Source organism: Ramlibacter sp. (genome assembly GCF_050250995.1).
Lineage (GTDB): Bacteria > Pseudomonadota > Gammaproteobacteria > Burkholderiales > Burkholderiaceae_C > Ramlibacter.
The window spans coordinates 97,402-119,975 of sequence record NZ_JBFWNP010000008.1; the positions used below are offsets into that span (position 1 = coordinate 97,402).

Below are 22,574 nucleotides of genomic sequence, written 5' to 3' on the forward strand. Positions count from 1 at the left end.
ATGACCAGCAAATTCGAAATGAGTGGCGCCACGGTGACGTGGAACCCGATCCCGCAAGGCACGGCCGGCACGTTCAGCGCGCCGGTGCCGACCGAGCGGGGCAAGCAACCCTACCGCCTGGCCAAATGGAAAGGCGAGCCGGGCAAGTACGACCGCCCCGCGGGCATGCCGTGGTCCGAGACCTTCGTGGTCTACAAGGGCCGTGGGCGCGTGCGGGACGGCGACGAAGTGGTGGAGTTCTCCCCGGGTGTCGTGATCGAATTGCGCAAGGGCGTGCCCTATGTGCTCGAGATCGACGAGACCCTGGAGAAGTTCGCCGTGATCACGACCGAATGAATCGAGAGACATGACGATCAGCAGTAAATCGACGCGCCGCCAGTGGCTGGCCGCGTCCGTCGGCACGGTGGCCGCGGCCGCCGTGCCCGCCGCCTTCGCGCAGCAGCGCAAGTACCCGCAGCAGCCGGTGAAGTTCATCGTGCCGTTCGCGGCCGCGGGCGCCATCGACAACATCACGCGCGCCATCGCGCAGGGCATGACGAAGGAGCTGGGCCAGTCCGTCGTGGTGGAGAACCGCGCCGGCGCCGCGGGCAACATCGGCGCGGCATCCGTCGCGCGCGCAACGGCGGATGGCTACACGCTGCTCGTCGGCACGTCCGCGACGCATGGCGCGAACCCCTCGCTCTTCTCGAAGCCCGGCTACGACGCGCAGAAGGACTTCGAACCCATCGCGCTGTGGGGCCTGGTGCCCAACGTGCTCGTGGTGAATGCGCAGAAGGGACCGCGCACGCTGCAGGAGCTGATGGCCGCCGCGAAGGCGTCGCCGGGCAAGCTGACCTACGCGTCGGCCGGCACGGGGACATCGCTGCACCTGTCCGGCGCGATGTTCGAGCACCTCGCGAACGTGGACCTCACGCATGTCCCGTACAAGGGCGGCGGCCCCGCTTCGGTCGACCTGATGGGCGGCGTGGTGGACATGATGTTCGACACGGTGGCCGTGTCGCTGCCGCTGATCCAGGGCGGCAAGACGCGCCCGCTCGCCATCGCCTCGGCCGAGCGCCACTTCGCGCTGCCGGACGTGCCGACCTTCGCGGAGCTGGGCTACAAGGACATGGTGTTCGGCACCTGGGCCGGCCTGTTCGCGCCGAAGGGCACGCCGGCCGACGTGCTGGCCGAGCTGCGCCGTGCGAGCGACGCCGCGATGAACGACGCATCCGTGAAGGCGACGCTGCGCACGATCGGCGTGCAGACGATCCCGCGCACGGGCGAGGCGTTCCGCCAGTTCGTGCAGCAGGAGATTTCGAGGTCCGCGCAGATCGTGAAGGCAGCGGGCATCACCGCCGAGTAAAGGGCGGCGCCTCTTCCATCGGGGGAGGCGCCACCTCCGCGCCCACCGTGAATCCCCTCTCGCGCCCGCCGCCGCCCGGTGGTACGTTAGTTGCAGGAGCCAGCGCCATGCATGCCGAACACCCTCACGCCTCCCCTTCGGTCTCCGAAACCTGGATGCCCCGCGGCGAATACGTCTCGCACATGCTCGCCTCGGGCATCGGCGAGCGCGTCGCGTACGAGCCCGGCGAGTACCTCTACAGCCAGGGCGACGTCGATCATTTCTTCTACGTCCTCATCTCCGGCAAGGTTCATGTCTACAACCTAAGCAACGAGGGCCACGAATCCAGCTTCCACATCGCCGGGCCCGGCTCGGTGATCGGCGAAGCCGCGGCGCTCACGCACCTGCCGCGCTACTCGGCGGCGCGCGTGCTTGAGAGTTCGGAACTGATCCGCCTCGATACCCTGAGGATGGAGGAGTACGTGGCGAAGGATCCGCGCTTCGCCGTCGGCCTGATGGTGCTGCTGAGCCTCAAGCAGCGGCTCGCCGTGGACCGCCTGCACCAGGCGGTCTTCGAGTCGCCGACACAGCGCGTCATGAAGTTCCTGGACCAGATGGCGCAGGTGCATGCGTCCGAGGGCGCGGCGGTGAAGGTGGACCTCACGCACGAACAGATCGGCACGCTGACCAACCTGTCGCGCGTCACGGTCACGCGCGCGCTGCAGCGCCTGAAGAAGGACGGCCGCATCGACGTCGTCGGCCGCTCGATCGTGCTGCCCTCGCGTCGCGCGACGATGTTCAACTGACGTAGGTCGGAATCGCGCGCATTAGCGCGGGCTGCTTCGCGATCTCCTCGCCGGTCTCGATGCTCGAGACGGCCATCGACTCCTCGAACCAGCGGCGCGGCGGCGGCGGGCCCCACAGCGTCTGCCGGCGCGCGTCGTCGAGGCGCCAGCGCACAGGAGGCGCATTGCGGTCGGTGGTGAGGTAGTCGCCCGTGTAGAGCTCGAAGCGGTTGCCGTCGGGGTCGCGCACGTAGACGAAGAGCGCGTTCGAGATGCCGTGCCGCGCCGGGCCGCGCTCGATGCTGTCGGCATAGCCCGCGCCCGCGAGCGCGTCGCAAGCGCGGATCACGCCCATGGGCTCCATCAGCGAGAGGCCGGCGTGATGCACCGCCGGGCCGTCGCCCGTCATCACCGCGATGTCGTGTACCGTGGACTTGCGGAACAGCCAGCTTGCCCAGATGCGGCTCTCGGGCGGGTCGCCCTCGGTGATTTCCGCGGGGCGGAAGCCGAGGCCGTTGCAATACCACTCGTAGCCCTTCTGCGCATCCGGCGTGAGCACGTTCACGTGATCGAGCCGCGTGGGGCAGCCGTGGCGGTGCAGGTGGTATTTCTGCAGGAACCATTCGACGGGTTCGAGCTTCGCGTAGAAGGCGACGGGAAATCCCAGGGGGTCCTGCACGAGCAGCGTCCGCCCCTGCGCGCGGCGCTCGCCCGCGGCGATCCAGCGCATCGGCCGCTCCAGTTTGCGGAAGTGCGCCTCGAGCGCGTCGAGGTCCTGCTCGCTCTCGACCTTGAAAGCGAAGTGCGCCACGCCCGCGCGCGGTGCGCGCTTGAGCACGATGCAGTGGTGCTCGCGGTCCTCGATGGCGCGCAGGTAGACGCGCTCGCTGTCGCGCGCCGTCTCGAACAGGCCGATGATGTCGACGTAGAAGTCGCGCGAGCGCTCCAGGTCGGTGACCTGGTACTCGATGTAGCCGAGCTTCTGGATGTTGAAGGGGAGGGCGGGCGGGGTCATCGCGCAAGGATAGTGGACCCGCGGCGCCTTGTCGTCTGTATCGGCCGCTACAGCCGCTACACCCGTTTTCGGGGGGACGGGAATCGATTTGATGGATTTAATCGATCATGCTCCGCTATAGTTGCGCGGTGTCCACCCTGCTTCGCGTTCACTTCGAGAGCCTGACCGACCGGGCGGTCTTCCACATCACCGAGGCGAGGCTCGCGCAGTTGCGCGCCGCGCATGGCGAGGCGTTCGCCGGCGTGCAGGTCTCGCGTGGCGAAGACCTGGCAGGCATCGCGGGCGCGCTGGCGGATGCGCAGGTGCTGGTCACCTCCGAATTCGTGCTCTCGCATCCGCGCTTTCCGCTCCGCGACCTCGCCACGGCCGCGCCGCATCTGCGCTGGATCCACGTCACCAATGCCGGCATCGAGAAGCTGCTGCCGCTCGACTGGCTGCCCCCGGCCGTGACGCTCACCAACAGCCGCGGCGCGCACGCGATCAAGGCGCGCGAATACGCGACTATGACGCTGCTGATGCTCAACACGCAACTGCCGCGCATGGCGGCGAACCAGCGGCAGAGCAAGTGGGAGAAGGTTCACACGACGGCCATCGCGGGCAAGACCTTGTGCGTGGTCGGCGCCGGCAACCTCGGCGAGGCGTTCGCGCATTCGGCGCGCGCCCTCGGCCTGAGGGTGATCGGCGTGCGGCGCTCCGGCGAAGCGCGTCCGGAGTTCGATCGCATGTTCACGCCCGACCGCCTGCTCGAGGCGCTGCGCGAGGCGGAGTTCGTCGCGGCCTGCGTGCCGCTGACGCCGGAAACGCAGGGGATGTTCGGCGAGCGTGAGTTCGCCGCGATGAAGCCCGACGCCGGTTTCGTCAACGTGGCGCGCGGCAAGGTCGTGGACCACGACGCGCTGCGCGTCGCGCTCGAATCGGGCCACCTGAGCGGCGCGGTCTCCGACGTCTTTCCGGTGGAGCCGCTGCCCGCCGACTCGTGGATCTGGGGCCTGCCCAATTTCGTGATGACGCCGCACGTGGCGATGGACGACCCCGAGAACTTCCTGATGCGCTGCATGGACATCGCGGCCGGGAATCTCGTGCGGATGCGCAAGGGCGAGGGCCTGAGGAACGTGGTGGATCCGGTGAGAGGGTATTGAAGGGCAATTAATTGGGGTCAGATCCCAATTAAATCGAACGCCTTCCGATAAACCCAGTTCCGCTTCACCACGCGGAACCCGCAGTCCTCGTACACCCGCGTCGCCCCGTCGTGGTTGTTGCCGTCGACGCTGAGGCCCGATTCCGTCATGCCCGCCGCTTTCTGCGCGCGCAGGCTGTGCGCGATCAACGCCCGCGCGATACCGCGCCGGCGCCACTTCCGGCCGACGCTGATGAACTCCGTCCAGCCGCGCTTGCGCCCCTGCGACGTGTTGTAGCTGGCGTCGATGTAGGCACGGACCTGGCCCGCCACTTCGTTCGTCTCGACGTCCCAGGCGATCTGCCACAGGTGCGGCTGGAACAGCGGGCTCTTCAGCCACCACTGGTAGTCGCTGTCGTCCTTCGGCGGCGACCAGCCCCAGTGCGTCGCGAACGCGGCGACGTGCGCGTCCCAGATCGCGCGGTGGTGATCGGGCTGCACCTGACGCAGGACGATCCCCGGGGGCAACTCGAAGCCGGGGATGTCGCGCAGCGTCGGCCGCACCATCGAGAAGAAGGCGCGCTCCCGGTGGTAGCCGTGCCTGGCGAGCAGCGCCGCGCGCGCCGTCTCGCTCTCCTGCACGAAGGCGTGGTGCGCATGCGCGCGCGCGGCCGGGTGCTCGGCCGCCATCTCGCGCTGGCGGCCTTCCAGCCATGCCAGCAGCGCGGTGCCGACACCCTGCCGGCGCCACTGCGGCGCGACGAATCCGAGCTGGCCGTACAGGCGCAGGCCATCGGCCTGCTCCCAGTGCCAGCCGCGGACATAGCCCGCGATCTCGCTGCCCGCCTCGGCGATCCACACGTCGCGCGCGGGAACGCACGAGGTGAACGCGGCATAGTCGCGCACCATTTCGTCGACGCGGCGCACGCTGTCGAGCCCGTCGGCGGCGAAGGACGCATTGGCGCAGACGACCATCGCAGGGAAGTCGTCGATGCCGGCAAAGGGGCGATAGGTAATCGATGTCATGGCGACGCGCGAGGCGCACTACGGAAGCGCAAGGGGCGGAGGCAGGATTGTTGTCCGGCCGGGCGCGACGCGTGTCGCGTCGAACGCGATCGGGCGTTCAGGCGATGCGCCGATGCCACAGCATCGACAGGGCAGCGGCCGTGGCGGCCAGCAGGGCGGCGCCCAGCGCGATGAGGGCCGTGATCTCGGTCTCGCGCGACTGCACCTGCACGCGCGAGCTCAGCGTCTCGTACACGCTGCGAAGCTTCTCCGCCGTGCCGGCGTGATGGTATTCGCCGCCCGTCATGCGCGCGACCTCGCGCAGCGTGGGCTCGTCGAGGCGCAGGTAGATCGGCATGCCGTTGCTCATCGACTCGCCGTCCACCGTGCCGAGACCGACCACGTACACGCGCACGCCGCGGTCGGCCGCCATCTTCGCGGCCTCCAGCGTATCGACACCCGTGGTGCGGCGGCCGTCGCTCAGCAGGATGATGGCCGCCGAGTTGTACGAGCCCGGCGCGACCGGCGTGATCTGCTTCGGCTGCGGCTTCACGCGGTCGTCGAGGCTGCGCGCATTGCTTCGCCGGTTGTTGCCGTTGCCTCCATTGCCCGAATTGCCGGCGCCGCCCCTGCCGCCGTAGTTCTGGTTGTTGCCGTAGGTCATCTCGCCCACGTCGAGGCCGTGGTCGGGAAACAGCTCCGAGAGCGACATGACGATGGCATTGCCGACGGCCGTGCCGGTCTGCATCTGGAAGGCGTCGATGGCGGTGACCAGCGCGCCCCGGTCGTGCGTCGCACGCTGCACCACCTGCGTGCTGCCCGCGAAGGTGACGAGGCCGACCTCGACCTCGCGCGGCAACTCGCTCAGGAACAGCTTGGCGGCCTCCTGCGCGGCCTTCAGGCGCGTCGGCTTGACGTCGGACACGCGCATGCTGAGCGACACGTCCATCGCCAGCATGATCGTGGAGCGGGCCCAGGGCAGCGGCACGCGCGCCACGGGGCGAGCGGCGGCGAAGAGCAGGCCGCAGCAGGCGACCAGCAGGAGCGCGGGGGGGACGTGGCGGCGCCACTGCCGCCCCGCATGGGCCGCGCGCACCACGGCCACGCTGCTGAAGCGCACCGCGGGCTTGCCCCGGCGGCGCAGCAGCCACAGGTACACCACCGGCAGCAGGGGTACGGCGAGCAGCGCCCAGAGGTATTCGGGCCACAGGTAGAACATCTTCGGGGCGTCGGGTAATTCGCTCGTCGCGGACGCAACCATCGTGCCCGGGAAGCGCCGGCTTGGCAACCGTCGCACGCGCGAGGCGCCAATCGTCGGGTAGCGCCGAGGGCCGCGGTCCTACAGCAAGTGCGGCTTCGCGGAGCACCGCGCGGCACGCGGCGAAGAAAGAATCTGGCTTCGGAACACCCCTCAACCCCGTAGCAACCGAGAAACACCATGGCCGACGAAGCAGACCTCGCATTCGACTCCGAGCAGCGTCACCTGTCCCAGGCCCTTGCCGCGCAGCGCCAGCGCAGCTCGGCGCTCAAGCCGGTGGGCTACTGCCACCACTGCGCCGAGGACCGCGGGATCGACGACCGCCTGTTCTGCGACAGCGATTGCGCCGCGGACTGGGAGTACGAGGATGCGCTGAGGAAGCGGCTGGGGCTGGGGACGCCGCAGGCGCTGCACTGAATTCGAAAGTTCGACCGCGGGACGGACGCTGTCGCGGCATCGGCCGCGACAGCGCCGCGGTCAGGCCGGCCGTTGCTCGGCCACTGCGAGCATCGACCGCGCCACGGACTCGGCGACCTCGATCCCGTCCACGCCCGCCGACATGATCCCGCCCGCGTAGCCCGCCCCTTCCCCGGCCGGAAACAGGCCGCGGACGTTCAGGCTCTGGTGCTGGCGATCGCGAGTGATCCGAAGCGGCGACGAGGTGCGAGTCTCCACGCCGGTCAGCACGGCGTCGTCCATGGCGAAACCGCGTATCTGCTTCTCGAACGCCGGCAAGGCTTCGCGGATCGCGTCCAGCGCGTATTCCGGCAGGCTGCCGCGTCCCGGCTCGGCCAGGTCGACCATCGCCACGCCGGGTTTGTACGACGGCAGCACGGCGCCGACCGCCGTGCTGCGCTGGCGGCGGATGAAGTCGCCGACGCGCTGGGCCGGCGCGACGTAGCCGCCGCCGCCGAGCTCGTACGCGCGCGACTCCCAGATGCGCTGGAAGCGCATGCCGTCGAGCGGGTCGACCGGGCCGTCGGCGCGTCCGTCCTGCCGGTAGTCCTGCGGCGCGATGCCGACCACGATGCCCGCATTCGCATTGCGCTCGTTGCGCGAGTACTGGCTCATGCCGTTGGTGACCATGCGCTGCGGCTCCGAGGTCGCGGCCACGACCGTGCCGCCCGGACACATGCAGAAGCTGTAGACGCCGCGGCCGTTGCTCGCGTGGTGGACGATCTTGTAGTCGGCGGCGCCCAGGATCGGGTTGCCCGCGTTCGGCCCGAACCGCGCACGGTCGATGAGCCCCTGCGGATGCTCGATGCGGAAACCGACCGAGAACGGCTTCGCCTCCATGAACACGCCGCGCGCGTGCAGCATCTCGAAGGTGTCGCGCGCACTGTGGCCGAGCGCCATGACCACGTGGTCGGCGTCGAGCTGCTCGCCCGAGGCGAGGGTGAGGCCGCGCAGTTGCAGCGCATCGCCGCGGCGCTCGATGCGCACGTCGGTCACCTGCTGGCCGAAGCGGATCTCGCCGCCCAGCGACACGATCTCCGCGCGCATCTTCTCGACCATGCTCACGAGCCGGAAGGTGCCGATGTGCGGCTTGCTCACGAAAAGAATCTCTTCCGGCGCGCCTGCCTTCACGAACTCGTGCAGCACCTTGCGCGTGAGGTGGCGCGGGTCGCTGATCTGGCTCCAGAGCTTGCCGTCGCTGAAGGTGCCGGCGCCGCCTTCGCCGAATTGCACGTTCGACTCCGGATTCAGCACGCCCTGGCGCCACAGGCCCCACGTGTCCTTCGTGCGCTGGCGCACTTCCTTGCCGCGCTCCAGCACGATCGGCCGCAGGCCCATCTGGGCGAGGACGAGCGCGGCGAACAGGCCGCAGGGGCCGAAGCCGACGACGACCGGACGCGGCCGCCCGCTCGCATGGAAGTCCGCGGGCGCATGCGCGACGAAGCGGTAGGCGGTGTCGGGCGCGGTGCGAACGTGCGGATCGCCGGCCTTCGCGGCGAGTACCGCCGCCTCGTCGCGCAGCACGCAATCGACGGTGTAGATGAGCACGATCGCGTGCTTCTTGCGCGCGTCGTAGGCGCGGCGGAACACGTCGAAGGAGAGCAGGTCCGCGTCGGCGATGCCGAGCCGCGCGACGATGGCCGGGCGCAGCGCGTCCGCATCGTGCGCGAGCGGCAGGCGCAGCTCGGTGATCCTCACTGCCATTGCAGCACTCCCTGCGCGGCGCGCCGCCCGGTCGCGAAGCAGGCGGTGAGGAGATAGCCGCCCGTGGGCGCCTCCCAGTCGAGCATCTCGCCCGCGCAGAACACGCCGGGCAGCGCGCGCAGCATGCCGCGGTCGTCGAGCGCATCGAAGCGCACGCCGCCCGCGGTGCTGATCGCTTCGTCCACCGGGCGCGGCCGGGCGAGCGTGAGCGGCAGCGCCTTCAGCGCGGCGGCGAGCAGCTTCGCGTCGTCGAAGTGCGTCGCGGGGAGCAGTTCGTGGAGCAGGGCGAGTTTCAGTCCGTGGATGCCGAGGCGCGACTTGAGGTGGCTCGACAGGCTGCGGGAGCCGCGCGGATGCGCCACTTCGGCGAGGACCCGGGCGGCGTCGTGCCGAGGCAGCAGGTCCAGGGTCCAGGTCGCGCTGCCGTGGGCCTCGATCCGGTCGCGCAGCGCCGCGCTGTGGGCGTAGACCAGGCTGCCTTCGACCCCGGTGTCGGTGATGACGAACTCGCCCTGCGCGGGGCGCGCCGCCTCGCCGCTCGCGTCGACGAGCGCGGCGGCAACGGGCTTCACCGGCTGGCCTGCGTAGCGCTCGCGGAAGTAGTCGCTCCAGGCCGCGCGACCGGGTCCGGTCGGCGCGATGTCGAATCCGCAATTGGATGCGCGCAGCGGCGCGACCGCGACGCCGCGCGCTTCGAGCCATGGCACCCACGCGCCGTCGGAGCCGAGCCGCGGCCAGCTCGCCCCGCCGAGCGCGAGCACGACGGCATGCGCCCGGTGGGAGACCGGGCCTTCGCGCGATTCGAAGCGCAGCGCGTCGTCGTCGGCCCAGCCGGTCCAGCGATGCCGCGTATGAAAGCGCACTCCCGCGGCACGCAGGCGGTGCAGCCAGGCGCGCAGCAACGGCGCGGCCTTCATGTCCTTAGGGAACACGCGGCCCGACGTGCCGACGAAGGTGTCGATGCCGAGGCCCGCCGCCCACTGGCGCACGGCCTCGCCGTCGAAGGCTTCGATGGCCGCGAGCAGCCCGGGCGGCGCGTCCGGATAGCGGCTCAGCAGCCTGGCCGTGGGTTCCGAATGGGTGAGGTTCAGGCCGCCGCGTCCGGCCAGCAGGAACTTGCGCCCCACCGACGGCATGGCGTCGAAGAGGTCGACCTGCACGCCGGCATCGGCGAGCACCTCCGCGGCCATGAGGCCGGCGGGGCCGCCGCCAATCACGGCGGCGGTGCGGTGGGAGGAATCCGGGAGAGGAAGAGGCACGGCATGGATTCTGCCTGTCGTGCGCGCGCGGGCGTTTCCGATGGGGTCCGCGCTAGGCTCAGCCGTGCCGGCGTGAATCAGGCGCGAATCGGCAAAGCTCAGGCGCGCAGGGTGCGCGCGAGGTGAGCCGCTTCGGCGGCGCCGGCCCGCGCGTTGGCGATGTGGCGTTGCGTCTCGATCGGCAACGCGGCGCTGTTGTGGCCGTCCCACTTGTTGCGGCCCTTGATCGACAGGTTGTAGTGGATCGAGATGCCTTCGCGCAGCTTGGCGGCGCGCTCGTCGGGCGAGAGCTTCAGGCCGTCGAGCTTGGCCGACGCCCACTTCGCGCCGTCCTTCATGTATTTGGCGGCGCCGAACACGGCCTCCACCGGATCGCTCGGGTCCTCGATGCCCAGGCCCTGCGCCGTGCGCGGCTCGAACTGCGCCAGGCCGAGATTGGCCGTGCCGTCCTTGCTGGCGCCGGTGCGCGGGATCCAGGAGGTCTCGGCTTCGATGATCCCGTAGACGTCGTGGAAGCTCAGCCCGACCTTGTCGAGGCCCGCTTCACGCGCGGCGGCCTTCACGAGCAGCACGCGCGAGCCTTCGTCGAGCGTGAGCACCGGCTTGCCGTTCCAGCGCACGGTCTCGTACTTGAGCTCGGCGCGAAGCGCGGCCTCGTTGGCATCGGCGACCTGCGCGGCCTGGGTGACGGGCGGAACCTTCGTCTTGATCGTGCCCAACTGGAGCTGCGGCGGTGCGGCGGGCGTGAGCGCCTCCACCGCGGCCTGAGCTGTCACGGTCTGCGCCACCGGGAGCTCAGCCGCAGCAACCGCACCTTCCTGGCTCATCACTGCGCTGGCGCCGCCGGCGAGGGCAGTTGCAACGACTGAGAAGGCGGTAAGGGTGCGGGTGAAGCTCTGCATCGTGGTGTCGGTCCGTGTTGATGGGTGTGTAGGAACAGACCGATAGACACGTCGGACACACGGAAGTTCTAGCGCGGCAGTGGATTTTTGAAGGTCTGCTCGTGCAGTCCGTGCTGCAGAGCTACAGAGGAAGCGGAAGGCCGGGCTTTCCAGTGGCTTCCGCAAGTTGCTCAAATAGAGCGTTCATGTCGGCGACGCTCTCCCATTGCAGAACGGATTGACAGTAGTCGGAAAGAAGATCCCTGGCCTCGGGAAGCAAGGGGCTCTCGCGCCCCGCGACTACGGCATAGCGCGCGGAGTCGCCTGATTTTCTTCTTGCCATATCCAGCGTGAGAGCCTTCGAACGCGCATCGCTGCGTTTCGCGGAGAGGTTGCTTCGCCGGAGATCGAGCGTCTCTATGACGTGAAGTCGCCCGTTCTCCAACGCGAATTCGGCCGTCGTCATCGGTCCCAGCGGGTATCGCTCGACGATTTCGTGATTGCGAATGTCTCGGCCGAGCCAACCCTTCGCGCTGAAGGCGATCTTCAGATCGACGTGAAGACGCGACACCTCACTCCGGTCACGTGGACTATTGGACGGCGCGGCCACCAGATTCCGCATCGCGTGCGAAACACGCTGTGCGTATTCGTCCTCGTCGGCATAGGCGAATCGTCCGAGTTCGCCGGACACCCCCCATTGGCCGAAGTCCCGGATGAATGCCGTGGCCTCCGCGACGCTCATGTTTGCGACAAGGCGTGGAAGGCCCGTCTCCCATGATCGAACTGCATCCATGTCGACCGTCGTGTCAATGGCCCGCAGCTTCCTGAGATCGTCGGCAAAATGCACGCGGACCTCTCCGGTTGCAAGGAAACAGACAAGTCCGATATGCACGTGTTCGGTCAGGTGCGGTCGCGGATAGTGCGAGAGCACGCCGTACTGGGCAACCAACCTCGTTTTCATGGCCGGAGAAGTCTAACCGTGTCGTCCACGCGCTGGCTCCGGTGACCCTCCCACCAGACGGTCGACTGATCGAGATCGAAGCCCATTCGCCATTCCGCTGGCGCTGCCATGAGGATCTGGCGGATATCGGTACCGGGAATGAGCTGCAGGCGGTCGAGCTTCGAGCGAATGAGCTTCGGGTCGTGGAGCCGGACGTGTGCGAGCCAGTTCCAGCTTCGCTCGCTTTTGCAATCTGCCGGCCATGGCCATGGGTTGAAGATGCGCGCTCGTGACCAGTCGAAGGCCAATGCACGCACGCGTGCCCCGGTGTCCACGAACAGCATGTTGCCGAAGTGACGATCCTCGTTCGGAAGGAACGCGTCGAGTGCGAACATCGCGTTGACATCCGACTTCGCACTTTCCAACCACGTGAAGAACTGCGCTTCGGAAACGCTCGCCGGTGAGAACTGACGGGCATCGATCTCCCAAAGCGAGCCGAACGCAAGGCTTCCATCGAGCCTGACGACGACGGTGTACTCGGGAATCAACACGCCGATGCGGCTGCAGAGGTGATAACACAGCCACTCGGTTAACGGCAGGAGGGGATGCGCGCGCTCCACTGTCTTCAGCGCATACCGCTTCCCTTGTTCATCGCACCCTGTCCACAGCAAGTCCTTCGACAGGGACCTGTCGACCGGCTGCTCGTCCACCAGCTGGATGGGAATGAGCGAAATCTGCGAATCGATCATCGGCGTCCGGAGCTTCAGTGCGAGGCGCTTTTGATGAACCGTTCGCCGGGTGAAGAGGGCCGCGCTTCGGGTGCGAGCTCGAAAAGGCAATCGATGAATGGCTTCGCTTCGCTCCAGGCCGTACGCGAGTCGTGCAAACGCATCAGATGACGACTGGCTGCGATTGCATGCGGCCAGTCCGAGCCGCCGGCCACGACCATGGCCTCACGCTTGTCCTGACCGTCGTGCGCGTGGCCGTCCTGCCTCGCGTAACTGTGGAATTCGACGACCCTGCCGGGCGCGGGATAGTCGGCGCCCGGGCATGCCTCCGACCTGGCCATCGTCTCGCGCTCCGTGTGTCCGGCTGCGAATGAATCCTGAACGGAATGCAGGATGGAGCCGAACGCAACCTGGTGGAGGTGGGGCAACATGGCGTTCTGGCGACCGAGAACGTACAAGTCGGCTACCGTCCACTCGGAACAGCTGAAGTGCTCCTGAATGACGGAGATCTTCACATCGCGCAGGCGGACGTCCGCACGAAGCTCACGTATCGAGACTCGCCAGGCGAATTCGAGCCATTCGACAACTTTCTGCCGCGTTGCCTCCGCCGTCACGCCGTCCTCGTTCGCCATCGAGTGCAGAAACTGCAAGTCACCGAAGTGAGAGCGGGTCAAAAGGTTTCCACGAACGTACTCGGTACCTCTTGCGCAGCCGGTGATCTTCGCTCGTGCAGCCAGCTCCTGTCCTTGCTTGAAGATGCAATACCAGCAGTCCGGTTGAGTGGAGAGCCGGATCGTTTCGTTCGTCTTGCAGGCCGGCGTGGAAAGGATGAACAGCTTCTTGCACTTCGCGCCCTCGCTGGCCTCGAGGCGAAAGGGTGGCAGGTCATTCCACCGGACACCGTAGATCACGAAGTGATTTGCGAAGCCCTTGTCGGCACCCGCGCAACGTGTTTCGGTTCCGAGTTCGCCAGGCTGCAGGGGACACCCGAATGCCAGCTGCGTGATTTCCTCGTGGACCGGTTCCTTGAGAAGAACGCCAGCTTGCCCGGCGATCATGGTGACTCGGCCCGGCCACTCCTCCGTGAGCTGGGCTTCAAATGATGAGCCGAGGGGCGCCAGTTGATACGCGCTGCACGACCAGGAGGCAGCGGCGAGCACCAGCGAAATGAAATGATTCCGTCCCATCGAGCCCCCCTGCTTTTTCAGTGGGGCGGATACTACTGTGGTACTACGAACGCGTCAACGAGTTCCCAGCAGCTTCATTGCGAGCGTCGAGTCCACCACCGATCCGAAATTCACCCGCACCGTCGCCAGCGTCCCCTCGTGCCCCGCCTTGTTGCCGCTGCCCACGCAGTCCTCGGCGACCACGATGTTGTAGCCCAGGAAGAAGCCGTGGCGCAGCGTCGAATCGACGCACACGTTCGTGGCCACGCCCGTCATCACGAGCGTGCGGATGCCGAGCGCCTGCAGGCGCGCATGCAGGTCGGTGTCGTGGAAGCCGCTGAAGGTGTGCTTGGTCACGACCACGTCCCCGGCGGCGGGCGCGATGCGGAACCAGTCCGCGCCCCAGGTGCCCTCCATGCAGCAGCCTTCGCCGTCGCGCTTGGCGATGTGCGCGTCGGCGAGGTACTTGAAGTCGTAGACCGACCGCAGCCACGCGATGGTGCAGCCGGCCTCGCGGGCCGAGGCGACGAGCCGCGCGATGTTGTCCGCGATGACGGCGTTCGCGCCGGCGTCGATCGGATTCTTCGACGCCGCCGCGCGCGTGCGCTGCAGGTAGCCGCCCTCCGCGCAGAAGTCGTTCTGCATGTCGACGACGACGATGGCCGTGTGCGCCGGCCGCAGCTGCTCGTCGAGCGTGCGCAGGACCTCGCTCATTTGTCGGGCATCACCGTGCCGCACTTCTTGCAGGTGCGCGCATCCATGTTGCTCCAGAAGCGGTCGTAGGCGCGCGAGACCGGATCCTTCGCGTAGTCGTCGACGACGAAGCGTTCCTCGTGCAGGAAGTTGTCGCACGACGGGCAGTACCAGTGGAACTTGTCGACCTCGCCCGCGCGGCGCTTGCGCTCGATCACGAGCTGGAACGCCTCGGGGCCGAAGCGCGGCGAGTGCGGCACCATCGGCGGCTGGTAGAGGCAGTTGCCCTCGGGCACGTGCGAGATCACGACCTTGCCCTCGGGCGTGCGCCAGTGCAGGTCGAGCACGCCCCTGAGCGAATACTGCATCTCGAAGCTCGGGTTGAGGTGGAACTCGCTGCGGTACTCGCGCCCGCGCGCGATGAAGGCGAGGCAGTCGTCCTCCTGCCACAGCGGATAGGTGCGGCGCTCGTTGGTCGTGCGCAGGAAGGCCATGATCTCCTCGAAGTCGATCTGCGGCATCTTCTGCTGGAGGCTGGGGAACATGGGGAGGTTGATCATTCGAACTCCTTCAGGATGGGCGGGTCACGATGCGAGGGGCGGCGGCACGAAGCCACGATACCCCTGCTCGAGCAGGCGGGCGAGGGCGATGCAGGTGTGGTCGGCATACTGCCGGCCCACGATCTGCACGCCGATGGGGAGGCCCGCGCGCGACAGCGCGGCGGGCGCGACGGTCGCGGGCAGATGCGCGATGCCCGCCAGGCCCGCCCAGAAGATCTGGTCGATGGACGGGATCCGGCGGCCGTTGACCGTCACGACGCGCGCATGGCGCGGCTGCGACGGATCGTGCGGGAACGCCGTGGTGGATGCGGGCGGACAGATCAAGACGTCCCACTGCGAGAAGAAGCGCTCCCACTCCTTCTGCATCGCCCAGCGCCGCGCGTTGGCCTGCAGCCACTCGCGGTGCGTGGCCGCGATGGCGCGCGAGAAACGCGCGGGGTAGGTGTCGTCGGACTCGCCGAGCGCGGCACGCTCGCGCGCGAAGCCTTCGTAGTCGGCCGCGGGCATGCGCGCCGAACTCGTCGAGCGAATGAGGAAGGTCGAGTCGCGCGCGACCTGCTGCCAGTCGAGTTCGGGCCGCGCGTCGAAGGACACCGTGGCGCCTTCCTTCTCCAGGAATCGCGCGACGCCTTCGATGGCCTGGCGCACCTCCTCGTCGACCTCGGCCGGCTCGGCATCGAGCATGACCGCCACGCGGAAATCGCGGATGCGCTCGTGCGGACAACGCGGCAGCTCGAGCTTCCACGCGCGCGCCTCCGCGCCGTCGGCGCCGGCCGTGAGGTCCAGGCCGAGCTCGAGGTCGAGCGCGCTGCGGCCCATCGGCCCGACCACGGAAATGTCGGTGCGCGGACCCGGCTGGACCCAATGCCCCGCGGGCGGCACGACGCCCCAGGTCGGCTTGTGCGCGTACACGCCGCTGAAATGCGCGGGGATGCGCAGCGAGCCGCCGATGTCGCTGCCCAGCTCGAAGCCCGTCAGGCCCGCGGCGAGCGCGGCGGCTGAGCCGCCGGACGATCCGCCGGGGCCGTATTCGAGGTTCCACGGGTTGGCCGTGCGGCCGTGCAGCTCGTTGAAGCTTTGCCAGTCCGCCAGCATGAGCGGCACGTTGGTCTTGCCGAAGACGATGGCGCCCGCCGCCTCGAGGCGGAGCACGGATTCGGCAGAGGTCGGCGCGATGTTGCCGCGGTTCGCGGGGTTGCCCCAGGTCGTGGGCAGCCCGGCGACGTCGAAGGCTTCCTTCACCGTCATCGGCAGGCCATGCAGCGGCCCCTTCGATTCGCCGCGCGCCATCGCTTCGTCGGCCGCATCGGCGGCGGCGCGCGCGCGTTCGAAGTCGCGCACGACGATGGCGTTGATGGTGCCGTCGAGCGCTTCGACGCGCTTCAGGTACATCTCCAGCAGTTCGCGGCTGCCGTACTTGCGCGAGCGCAGGCCCTCGGCCAGCTGCGTCGCGGAGGCGAAGGCGAGATCCATCGTCACAGCTCCCCGTGCACCCAGCGTCCGCCGACCATCGTGGCCCGGCACGTGATGTCGCGGATCGCCTCGCCGTCCACCGCCGTCGGGTCCGCCGAGAGCACGGCGATGTCCGCGTGGTACGCATAGGCGAGCTGGCCTTTCTCGTTCTCCTCGAACGAGAGATAGGCGCCGTTGCGCGACGCGAGCCGCAGCGCGACTTCCGCCGTGACCTTGCCGCCTTCGCCCATCGTGCGGCCCGTCGTGCGCTCGCGCCGCGTCACCATCGACGCGATGCAGAAGAGCGGGTTGTACGGAACGGCATCGGTGCCCGCGGCGACGGGGACGCCGGCCTCGTGCAGGTACTTCGCGGGCGACAGGTAGTTCATGCCCTGCTCGTCGAAACTCAGGAAGGGCGTGCCGTGCTTCCAGACATACTGCGCGGGGATCAGCGTCGTTGCGACGCCGAGTCGCTTCAGGGCCGCGATGTCCTCGGGACTGGAGCGGCTGATGTGCTCCACCACCCAGCGGCGCTGGCCGATGGGGAAGTGCTGCGCCACGCGCTCGAGCACCGGCGCCACCTTCGAGAGCTTGTCCGATGCGATGGTGTGGACGCGCAGGTCGTGCCGGCCCGCGAGCATGCACAGCGCCTCGAAATCCTCCGTCGAATTCACCTGCTGCACGAAGCCCGACCAGCCCATGTCGTCGATGCGGGCCTGCTGGATGCGGCCGGCGCACGGGTCGCCGCCGTGCGCGACGAACACGCCGGACACGCGGAACATCGCGTCGCCCATGCCGCGGCCGCGCGCCATGGGCAGCGCGTCGCGCATCACCTGCGCGGCCTCGTCCAGCGAGCGCCAGCGCGGGCTCACGACGGCGGACGTGCGCATGGTGAGCGTGCCGCGCTCGTTCATCTCGCGGTAGGCCGCGATCACCTCGGGCGCGCAGCCGTGCCCTTCGTAGATGCTCGTCGTGCCGACGCGGTGGTACATCTGCATGGCGCGTGCGATGCCGTCGCAGCGGTCTTCGTAGGTGAAGCGGGGCGCCGCGTGCAGCAATTCGAGCTCGATCGTGTTGACGTAGCTCTTCTCGTGGAAGACGCCGGTGAGTTCGCCCGATGCGTCCTTTTCCAGCACCGTGTTCGGGTTCGTGGGCACGGTGTCGCGCGTGATGCCATTGAGCTGCAGCGCGAGCGAGTTCATCGTGCCCCAGCAGGGCGGCTGGCCCCAGTAGCCGCCGGGCGCGGGAATATAGACCGGGTGATCGGGCGCGACGGAATCGAGCTCCTGCCGCGTGGGCATGCGCCCCTCGGCCAGCGTCGTCGGCGCATCGAAGTAATAGGGCGGCTCGCCGATCGGCATCGTCACGATCCACTGGCCCTTCGGCGTGCGGCGCGCGAGTGCGGCGATGGTGCCCAGCACTTCGGCGATGCTGCGGTCGCCCTCGAGCGTGGGGCGCAGCTGGCGCGTGCCCAGCGTGTCCATGTGGGCGTGCGCGTCGTTGAAGCCGGGCACGAGCGTCGCGCCGCCGAAGTCGTGGACCTTGGCATTCGGCGCGCGCAGTTCGAGCATCGCCTCGCGCGTGCCCGTCGCGAGCACGCGGCCGCCCGCGATGGCGACGGCCTCGGCGCGCGTGCCGGCGTCGTCGAGCGTGATGACGTTGCCGATCAGGATCTGGTTGGCGCGCATGCTACTTCTCGCCGACCTTCTTGACCACGGTGTCCCAGTAGCCGAGGTCGCGCTGAACGATGCGGCCGAACTCCGCGGGCTCCAGGCCGGTCGGGGTGAGCGCCATCTCCTTCAGCTTGGTCGCCACGTCGGGCTGCTTCAGCACCGCGCCGATGTCGGCCGCGAGCTTGTCGACCACGGCCCGGGGCGTGCCCGCCGGCGCGAACATGCCGAACCAGCCCACCACGTCGAGCTGCGTGAAGCCGAGTTCGCGGAAGCTCGGCACGTCGGGCAGCAGCGGCGAGCGCGGGCCGGCGACGGCGAGGGGACGCAGGTTGCCCGCGGCGATCTGCGGCCCGGCCGTCGCGATCGTCACGAAGCCCGAGGAGATATGGCCCGCGATGATGTCGTTCGCCAGCGCCGCATCGCCCTTGAAGGCGACGTGCGCCATGTCGAGGCCCGCCGATTCGTTGAACACCGCGCCCATGAGGTGCAGCGTCTGGTTCACGCCGCCGGAGCCGAAGGAGTGCTTCTTCGGCTCGCGCTTCACCAGCGCCACGAACTCCTGCAGCGTCTTCGCGGGCAGCTTCGGGTTGATCGCATAGACCACCGGCGCGAGCGTCATGTGCATGACGGGCTGGAAGTCCTTGATCGGGTCGTAGGGCGCGTTCGCCGCGCCCGCGCCGACCACGTTCTGGATCAGCGCCGAGTTGGTGAGCAGCAGCGTGTAGCCGTCGGCGGGCGAACCCTTCACGCGCTGCGCGCCGATCATGCCGCCCGCGCCGGCGCGGTTGTCGACGACGACGGGCTTGCCCCAGGTGGCCGAGAGCTTCTGGCCCGCGATGCGCGCCAGCGCATCCATCGAGCCGCCGGGCGGGAAGGGCACGACGATGGTCACGGGCCGGTCGGGGTAGGCCTGCGCGAACGCGCCGGGCAGCAGGGCCGCGCCGAGCAGCACGGCGGCGATAAGATGATTCGTGAGGCGCTTGGCGTGCGAGGGCATCGGTCGTGGCTCCAGGAAGAGGGCGCGCTCGGCCACGGCGGCCGGTTGCTCGTCCAGTTTAAATCGATTATTCTGACCGGATCGATTTATTGAGGCAAGCCATGCCCATCGCCAACATCCAGATGATCGAGGGCCGCACGGCCGAACAGAAGAAGGCCGTGATCGAGAAGGTGACCGCGGCCCTCGTCGAGGCGACCGGCGCGCCGAAGGAAACGATCCGCGTGCTCATCACCGAACTGCCCAAGGACAACTGGGGCATCGCCGGCGTGACGGCGAGGGATCTCGGACGCTGACCTTCCCGTTCCCACCCGTTCCCTCCCGTTCGCCCGTGCAATTCGGCTTCGAACGAAAGGTAATAACGCGGCCGATAAAATCGACCGAATGAGTGCATTCCTCGAAGAGAAGGTTCTTTCCGTCCACCACTGGACGGACAAGCTGTTCACGTTCACGACCACGCGCGATCCGGCCTTGCGGTTCTCGAATGGCCATTTCACGATGATCGGCCTGCGCAAGCCCGACGGCAAGCCGCTGCTGCGCGCCTACAGCATCGTGAGCGCGAACTACGAGGAGCACCTCGAGTTCCTGTCGATCAAGGTGCCCAACGGCCCGCTCACCTCGAGGCTGCAGCACATCCAGCCCGGCGACACCGTCATCGTCGGCAAGAAGCCCACCGGCACGCTGCTGATCGACTACCTGCTGCCCGGCAAGCATCTCTACCTGCTGTCCACGGGCACCGGGCTCGCGCCCTTCATGAGCATCGTGCGCGACCCCGAGACCTACGAGAAATTCGACCAGATCATCCTGGTCCACGGCGTGCGGCAGAAGGACGAACTCGCGTATCACGACCTGCTCGTCGATCACCTGCCCCGGCACGAATTCCTCGGCGACCTCGTGACGAGCAAGCTGCGCTACTACCCCACGGTGACGCGCGAGCAGTACCGCAACATGGGACGCATCACCCAGCTGATCGGCAACGGCAAACTCTTCGGCGACCTCGGCATGCCGCCGCTGAACCCGAAGGACGACCGCGTGATGATCTGCGGCAGCCCCGGCATGCTCAAGGACCTGAAGCACATGCTGGAGGCGCAGGGCTTCAACGAGGGCAACACCACGAAGCCGGGCGACTTCGTGATCGAGCGGGCATTCGCGGAGCAGTAGGCCGCGCGCGCCTCACGCCTCCATGTAGCGCGCCGGCGCGATCATGCCGCCGCTGGGCGGCGCGATGCTGCCCATGATCGACAGCTTGGCCTGCAGCGTCTGCATCACCACCATGTGCTGGCGCCACAGCGAGAGGAAGCGGCCGTCGTGGTCGGTCTCGAGCCAGCGCTCGGCATCGCGCTGCCGCAGCGCATGCTGCGCGGCCAGGAAATGCAGCATGCGGTTGTGCACGCCCAGCAGCTCCGCCATGTCGGTCGCGAGCTCGGGGAACCAGCCCACGCGCAACGTGCAGGCTTCGTCGAGCGCCTCCGCCGCCTCGGGCGTCTCGCCCTCGTAGGTGGGCGCGTGGCGCTGCTGCGCCATCCACGCGCCATAGCGCTCCAGCGCATCGAACATCAGCACGGCCTGCTGGCGGCGCACGTTGCGCAGGCGCAGCTGCTTCGCGGCCCAGGCCGAGACGAAGGCCGCCACCGTCAGCGCGACCAGTATCCAGAGGGCGAGATAGATCCAGGGGTGCATGGGGCTCTCCCGGCTTCAAGCCGCTCGCTTCGTCTTGGACGCCGCTTTCGCGGCGGGCTTCCTTCGGGCCGCGGTCTTGCGGCCCGCCGAGGCCACCGCGCGCTCGCGAGTCGCGGCCTTCTTCGCGGGGCCGGTCGATTTCGCGACGGCCTTTCGCGCGGGACCGCCTTCGTCCTTCCCGGACGCGCGGCCGCCCTGCAGGCTGCGCTTGAGCAGCTCGGTCAGGTCGATCACGTCGGCGCCTGCGGCCTGCGGCGCATCTTCGAGGCGCACGGCCTCCTGCGAGTCGCCGGCCCTGGCCTTTGCGTCCACCAGCTTCATGATCGCGTCGTGGAAGGAGTCGCGGTATTCGTCCGCCTTCCAGTGGCCGGCCATGTCGCCGATCAGCTGTTTCGCCATCTTCAGTTCGTTCTCGCGCAGGCCCGCCGATTTCGCATTCGCCGGTGGCAGGTCCAGGTCGTCCCAGGTCCGCACTTCGTCGCCCCAGCGCATGAGGTTGAGCACGAGCGCCGGGCCGCAGGGCACGAGGATGGCCAGGTGCTGCTTGGTGTGGATGACCACGCGCGCGATGCCGGCCTTGCCCGTCTGCACGAGCGCCTCGCGCAGCAGCGCGTACACCTTCCCGCCTTTCATGATCGGCGAGGTGTAGTAGGGCTTTTCGAGGTAAACGAAGGGCACCTCGTCGATGTCGACGAAGGCCTCGATGTCGATGGTCTGCGTCGTTCGCGGATACGCCTCGGCGATTTCCTCGCCCGTCAGCGTGACGTATTCGCCCTTCTGGTATTCCAGGCCCTTGACGATGTTCTCGGACTCGATCTCCTTGCCCGTGCGCTTGTTGATGCGCTTGTAGCCCACCGGATCGCCGGTGCGCTTGTCGAGCCAGTCGAAATTCAGGTCGGATTCGGCCGTGGCCGAATGCAGGGCGATCGGAATGTGGACGAGGCCGAACGTGATCGCGCCCTTCCATACGGCGCGCGTGGAGCCTTTCGCGAGGCCCGGCGAAGTCGTCCCTGATTTTTTTGCCTTGTCTGCCATGTGCATGCGGATGTTTCGACAAGTTTGCGAATGTTCGTTCGCGTGCCCTGTCGGACTCCGGGGCGCGGGGGTGTAGGTGCGCGCGCACACACCCTGTGCAAGGCAGAGCCGCCCCACGGGCTGGGACTATGCCGAGGCGACCTTCAGGCGGTCTGCCTTGTCGTTCCAGCGGATGCGCATGCGCCCGAAGCTCTGGCGGTTGACCGCGCTGAAGCATTCCTGCCGGTGCAACGTGTCGAAGTTGCGCGCGATGCGGCGGGCCAGAAGGTAGCGGTGCGCCGGCGCCTGCGTCTGCATGAACGCGGTCATGAGCGCGAGCGTCGCAAGCCACAGGGCGCGGCTGGCTTCGGCGAGGGAAGGAGGGCGGTCCGGAGTCGAAGGCATTGCGCCATCGTAGGAGCCGGGAGGTGCAGCGGCTGTAGTCGGCAGGGTCCGGGCGTGGCCCGCAGCGTCCTACAGCCGTGCAGGGAACGCCTACGAGGCGCGGCTTTCGGCGGCGGCGGTGGAGCCGGCCGTTGCGTCGGAGGCGCGGGCATGGCGCTTCTTGCCGGCGGCACGCGCTTCCTCGCTGGTGAACTCGTGGGCGTGGCCGCTCTGGTGTGCCGCGCGGCCGCCGAGGCTGGCGATCTCGCGCTGGCGTTGCGGGTCCATGGCCGCGAAGCCCCGCAGGGACTTCTTGACGGCGGGCTTGGTCTCGATGGTGTGGGTGCCGGTTTGCGAATCTGCCTATTCCACTGATCGCGGGCACCCATTCCACGCGATGGCGGGCAGCGTTCCATCGTGATCGCGGGCAACGTTCCGCCGTGATGGTGGGCAGTCGCGCGTGGCCCGGAGTGACGGTGGAATCGT

25 protein-coding genes are annotated in these 22,574 nt (G+C 68.3%); 7 read left to right on the forward strand and 18 right to left on the reverse strand.

Features of this window, described 5'->3' with window-relative positions; translation table 11 throughout:
* The 3 genes from AB7E83_RS08840 (at window position 1) to AB7E83_RS08850 (ending at window position 2,130) form a co-directional block, all read left to right on the forward strand.
* Entirely contained in the window at window positions 1-336 is a 336-nt protein-coding gene (locus tag AB7E83_RS08840) for a cupin domain-containing protein (RefSeq protein ID WP_428567945.1), read from the forward strand.
* Window positions 337-346: 10 nt separating this feature from the next.
* A complete protein-coding gene (locus AB7E83_RS08845) occupies window positions 347-1,345 on the forward strand; it encodes a Bug family tripartite tricarboxylate transporter substrate binding protein (protein WP_428567948.1) in 999 nt (332 codons plus the stop codon).
* Window positions 1,346-1,452: 107 nt separating this feature from the next.
* Entirely contained in the window at window positions 1,453-2,130 is a 678-nt protein-coding gene (locus AB7E83_RS08850) for a Crp/Fnr family transcriptional regulator (RefSeq protein WP_428567950.1), read from the forward strand.
* Here the strand turns inward: AB7E83_RS08850 and hpaD are convergent.
* Window positions 2,123-3,124: a 3,4-dihydroxyphenylacetate 2,3-dioxygenase gene (gene hpaD / locus AB7E83_RS08855; protein ID WP_428567953.1), complete on the reverse strand. Its 1,002-nt coding sequence runs from the start codon at window positions 3,122-3,124 to the stop codon at window positions 2,123-2,125. The two genes, AB7E83_RS08850 and hpaD, sit on opposite strands and share 8 nt — an antisense overlap.
* Before the next feature lie 128 nt (window positions 3,125-3,252).
* On the opposite strand from hpaD, the gene AB7E83_RS08860 reads away from it, so the two are divergent.
* Window positions 3,253-4,263 carry a D-2-hydroxyacid dehydrogenase gene (locus AB7E83_RS08860; RefSeq protein ID WP_428567955.1) on the forward strand — a complete coding sequence of 337 codons (1,011 nt, stop codon included), beginning with the start codon at window positions 3,253-3,255 and terminating at the stop codon, window positions 4,261-4,263.
* 17 nt (window positions 4,264-4,280) lie between these two features.
* On the opposite strand, the gene AB7E83_RS08865 is transcribed toward AB7E83_RS08860, so the two are convergent.
* Together AB7E83_RS08865 and AB7E83_RS08870 are read right to left on the reverse strand one after the other, a co-directional pair.
* Window positions 4,281-5,267 carry a GNAT family N-acetyltransferase gene (locus AB7E83_RS08865; RefSeq protein WP_428567957.1) on the reverse strand — a complete coding sequence of 329 codons (987 nt, stop codon included), beginning with the start codon at window positions 5,265-5,267 and terminating at the stop codon, window positions 4,281-4,283.
* Between the two features lie 97 nt (window positions 5,268-5,364).
* Window positions 5,365-6,465 carry a VWA domain-containing protein gene (locus AB7E83_RS08870; RefSeq protein ID WP_428567960.1) on the reverse strand — a complete coding sequence of 367 codons (1,101 nt, stop codon included), beginning with the start codon at window positions 6,463-6,465 and terminating at the stop codon, window positions 5,365-5,367.
* A gap of 219 nt (window positions 6,466-6,684) precedes the next feature.
* On the opposite strand from AB7E83_RS08870, the gene AB7E83_RS08875 reads away from it, so the two are divergent.
* Window positions 6,685-6,921, forward strand: coding sequence for a hypothetical protein (locus AB7E83_RS08875; protein ID WP_428567963.1), 237 nt, complete (start codon window positions 6,685-6,687; stop codon window positions 6,919-6,921).
* 60 nt (window positions 6,922-6,981) lie between these two features.
* On the opposite strand, the gene AB7E83_RS08880 is transcribed toward AB7E83_RS08875, so the two are convergent.
* From AB7E83_RS08880 to AB7E83_RS08930, 11 genes are all read right to left on the reverse strand, one after another.
* On the reverse strand, window positions 6,982-8,664 hold the full coding sequence (locus tag AB7E83_RS08880) for an NAD(P)/FAD-dependent oxidoreductase (protein WP_428567966.1): 1,683 nt from the start codon (window positions 8,662-8,664) through the stop codon (window positions 6,982-6,984).
* Entirely contained in the window at window positions 8,655-9,932 is a 1,278-nt protein-coding gene (locus tag AB7E83_RS08885) for a TIGR03862 family flavoprotein (RefSeq protein WP_428568013.1), read from the reverse strand. Before AB7E83_RS08885 ends, AB7E83_RS08880 begins: the two co-directional genes overlap by 10 nt.
* A gap of 89 nt (window positions 9,933-10,021) precedes the next feature.
* Window positions 10,022-10,711, reverse strand: coding sequence for a hypothetical protein (locus AB7E83_RS08890; protein ID WP_428567969.1), 690 nt, complete (start codon window positions 10,709-10,711; stop codon window positions 10,022-10,024).
* A gap of 235 nt (window positions 10,712-10,946) precedes the next feature.
* Window positions 10,947-11,765 carry a hypothetical protein gene (locus tag AB7E83_RS08895; RefSeq protein ID WP_428567971.1) on the reverse strand — a complete coding sequence of 273 codons (819 nt, stop codon included), beginning with the start codon at window positions 11,763-11,765 and terminating at the stop codon, window positions 10,947-10,949.
* The gene (locus AB7E83_RS08900; RefSeq protein WP_428567973.1) at window positions 11,762-12,493 is read right to left on the reverse strand and encodes a hypothetical protein; all 732 of its coding nucleotides are present in this window, start codon (window positions 12,491-12,493) and stop codon (window positions 11,762-11,764) included. The genes AB7E83_RS08895 and AB7E83_RS08900 overlap by 4 nt, the downstream gene beginning before the upstream one ends.
* A 14-nt stretch (window positions 12,494-12,507) precedes the next feature.
* Window positions 12,508-13,659, reverse strand: coding sequence for a hypothetical protein (locus AB7E83_RS08905; RefSeq protein WP_428567976.1), 1,152 nt, complete (start codon window positions 13,657-13,659; stop codon window positions 12,508-12,510).
* A 54-nt stretch (window positions 13,660-13,713) separates the two neighbouring features.
* Window positions 13,714-14,352, reverse strand: coding sequence for a cysteine hydrolase family protein (locus AB7E83_RS08910; RefSeq protein ID WP_428567978.1), 639 nt, complete (start codon window positions 14,350-14,352; stop codon window positions 13,714-13,716).
* Window positions 14,349-14,891: a 3-hydroxyanthranilate 3,4-dioxygenase gene (locus tag AB7E83_RS08915; RefSeq protein ID WP_428567981.1), complete on the reverse strand. Its 543-nt coding sequence runs from the start codon at window positions 14,889-14,891 to the stop codon at window positions 14,349-14,351. Before AB7E83_RS08915 ends, AB7E83_RS08910 begins: the two co-directional genes overlap by 4 nt.
* 24 nt (window positions 14,892-14,915) lie before the next feature.
* Entirely contained in the window at window positions 14,916-16,364 is a 1,449-nt protein-coding gene (locus AB7E83_RS08920) for an amidase (RefSeq protein ID WP_428567983.1), read from the reverse strand.
* Window positions 16,365-16,366: 2 nt separating this feature from the next.
* The gene (locus AB7E83_RS08925) at window positions 16,367-18,031 is read right to left on the reverse strand and encodes an amidohydrolase (protein WP_428567986.1); all 1,665 of its coding nucleotides are present in this window, start codon (window positions 18,029-18,031) and stop codon (window positions 16,367-16,369) included.
* A gap of 1 nt (window position 18,032) precedes the next feature.
* Window positions 18,033-19,013 (reverse strand): Bug family tripartite tricarboxylate transporter substrate binding protein, encoded by a 981-nt coding sequence (locus AB7E83_RS08930; RefSeq protein WP_428567988.1) that lies wholly within the window; start codon window positions 19,011-19,013, stop codon window positions 18,033-18,035.
* Between the two features lie 101 nt (window positions 19,014-19,114).
* On the opposite strand from AB7E83_RS08930, the gene AB7E83_RS08935 reads away from it, so the two are divergent.
* Together AB7E83_RS08935 and AB7E83_RS08940 are read left to right on the forward strand one after the other, a co-directional pair.
* The gene (locus AB7E83_RS08935; RefSeq protein WP_428567991.1) at window positions 19,115-19,306 is read left to right on the forward strand and encodes a 2-hydroxymuconate tautomerase; all 192 of its coding nucleotides are present in this window, start codon (window positions 19,115-19,117) and stop codon (window positions 19,304-19,306) included.
* A gap of 88 nt (window positions 19,307-19,394) precedes the next feature.
* Complete coding sequence (locus AB7E83_RS08940) at window positions 19,395-20,171, forward strand: ferredoxin--NADP reductase (protein ID WP_428567994.1); 777 nt, start codon at window positions 19,395-19,397, stop codon at window positions 20,169-20,171.
* Between the two features lie 12 nt (window positions 20,172-20,183).
* On the opposite strand, the gene AB7E83_RS08945 is transcribed toward AB7E83_RS08940, so the two are convergent.
* From AB7E83_RS08945 to AB7E83_RS08960, 4 genes are all read right to left on the reverse strand, one after another.
* Complete coding sequence (locus tag AB7E83_RS08945; protein WP_428567996.1) at window positions 20,184-20,690, reverse strand: hypothetical protein; 507 nt, start codon at window positions 20,688-20,690, stop codon at window positions 20,184-20,186.
* A gap of 15 nt (window positions 20,691-20,705) precedes the next feature.
* On the reverse strand, window positions 20,706-21,725 hold the full coding sequence (locus AB7E83_RS08950) for a Ku protein (RefSeq protein ID WP_428567999.1): 1,020 nt from the start codon (window positions 21,723-21,725) through the stop codon (window positions 20,706-20,708).
* 126 nt (window positions 21,726-21,851) lie between these two features.
* The gene (locus AB7E83_RS08955) at window positions 21,852-22,109 is read right to left on the reverse strand and encodes a hypothetical protein (protein WP_428568001.1); all 258 of its coding nucleotides are present in this window, start codon (window positions 22,107-22,109) and stop codon (window positions 21,852-21,854) included.
* A 90-nt stretch (window positions 22,110-22,199) separates the two neighbouring features.
* Window positions 22,200-22,376, reverse strand: a complete 177-nt coding sequence (locus AB7E83_RS08960) for a KGG domain-containing protein (protein ID WP_428568002.1) — start codon at window positions 22,374-22,376, stop codon at window positions 22,200-22,202.
* Between the last annotated feature and the right edge of the window lie 198 nt (window positions 22,377-22,574).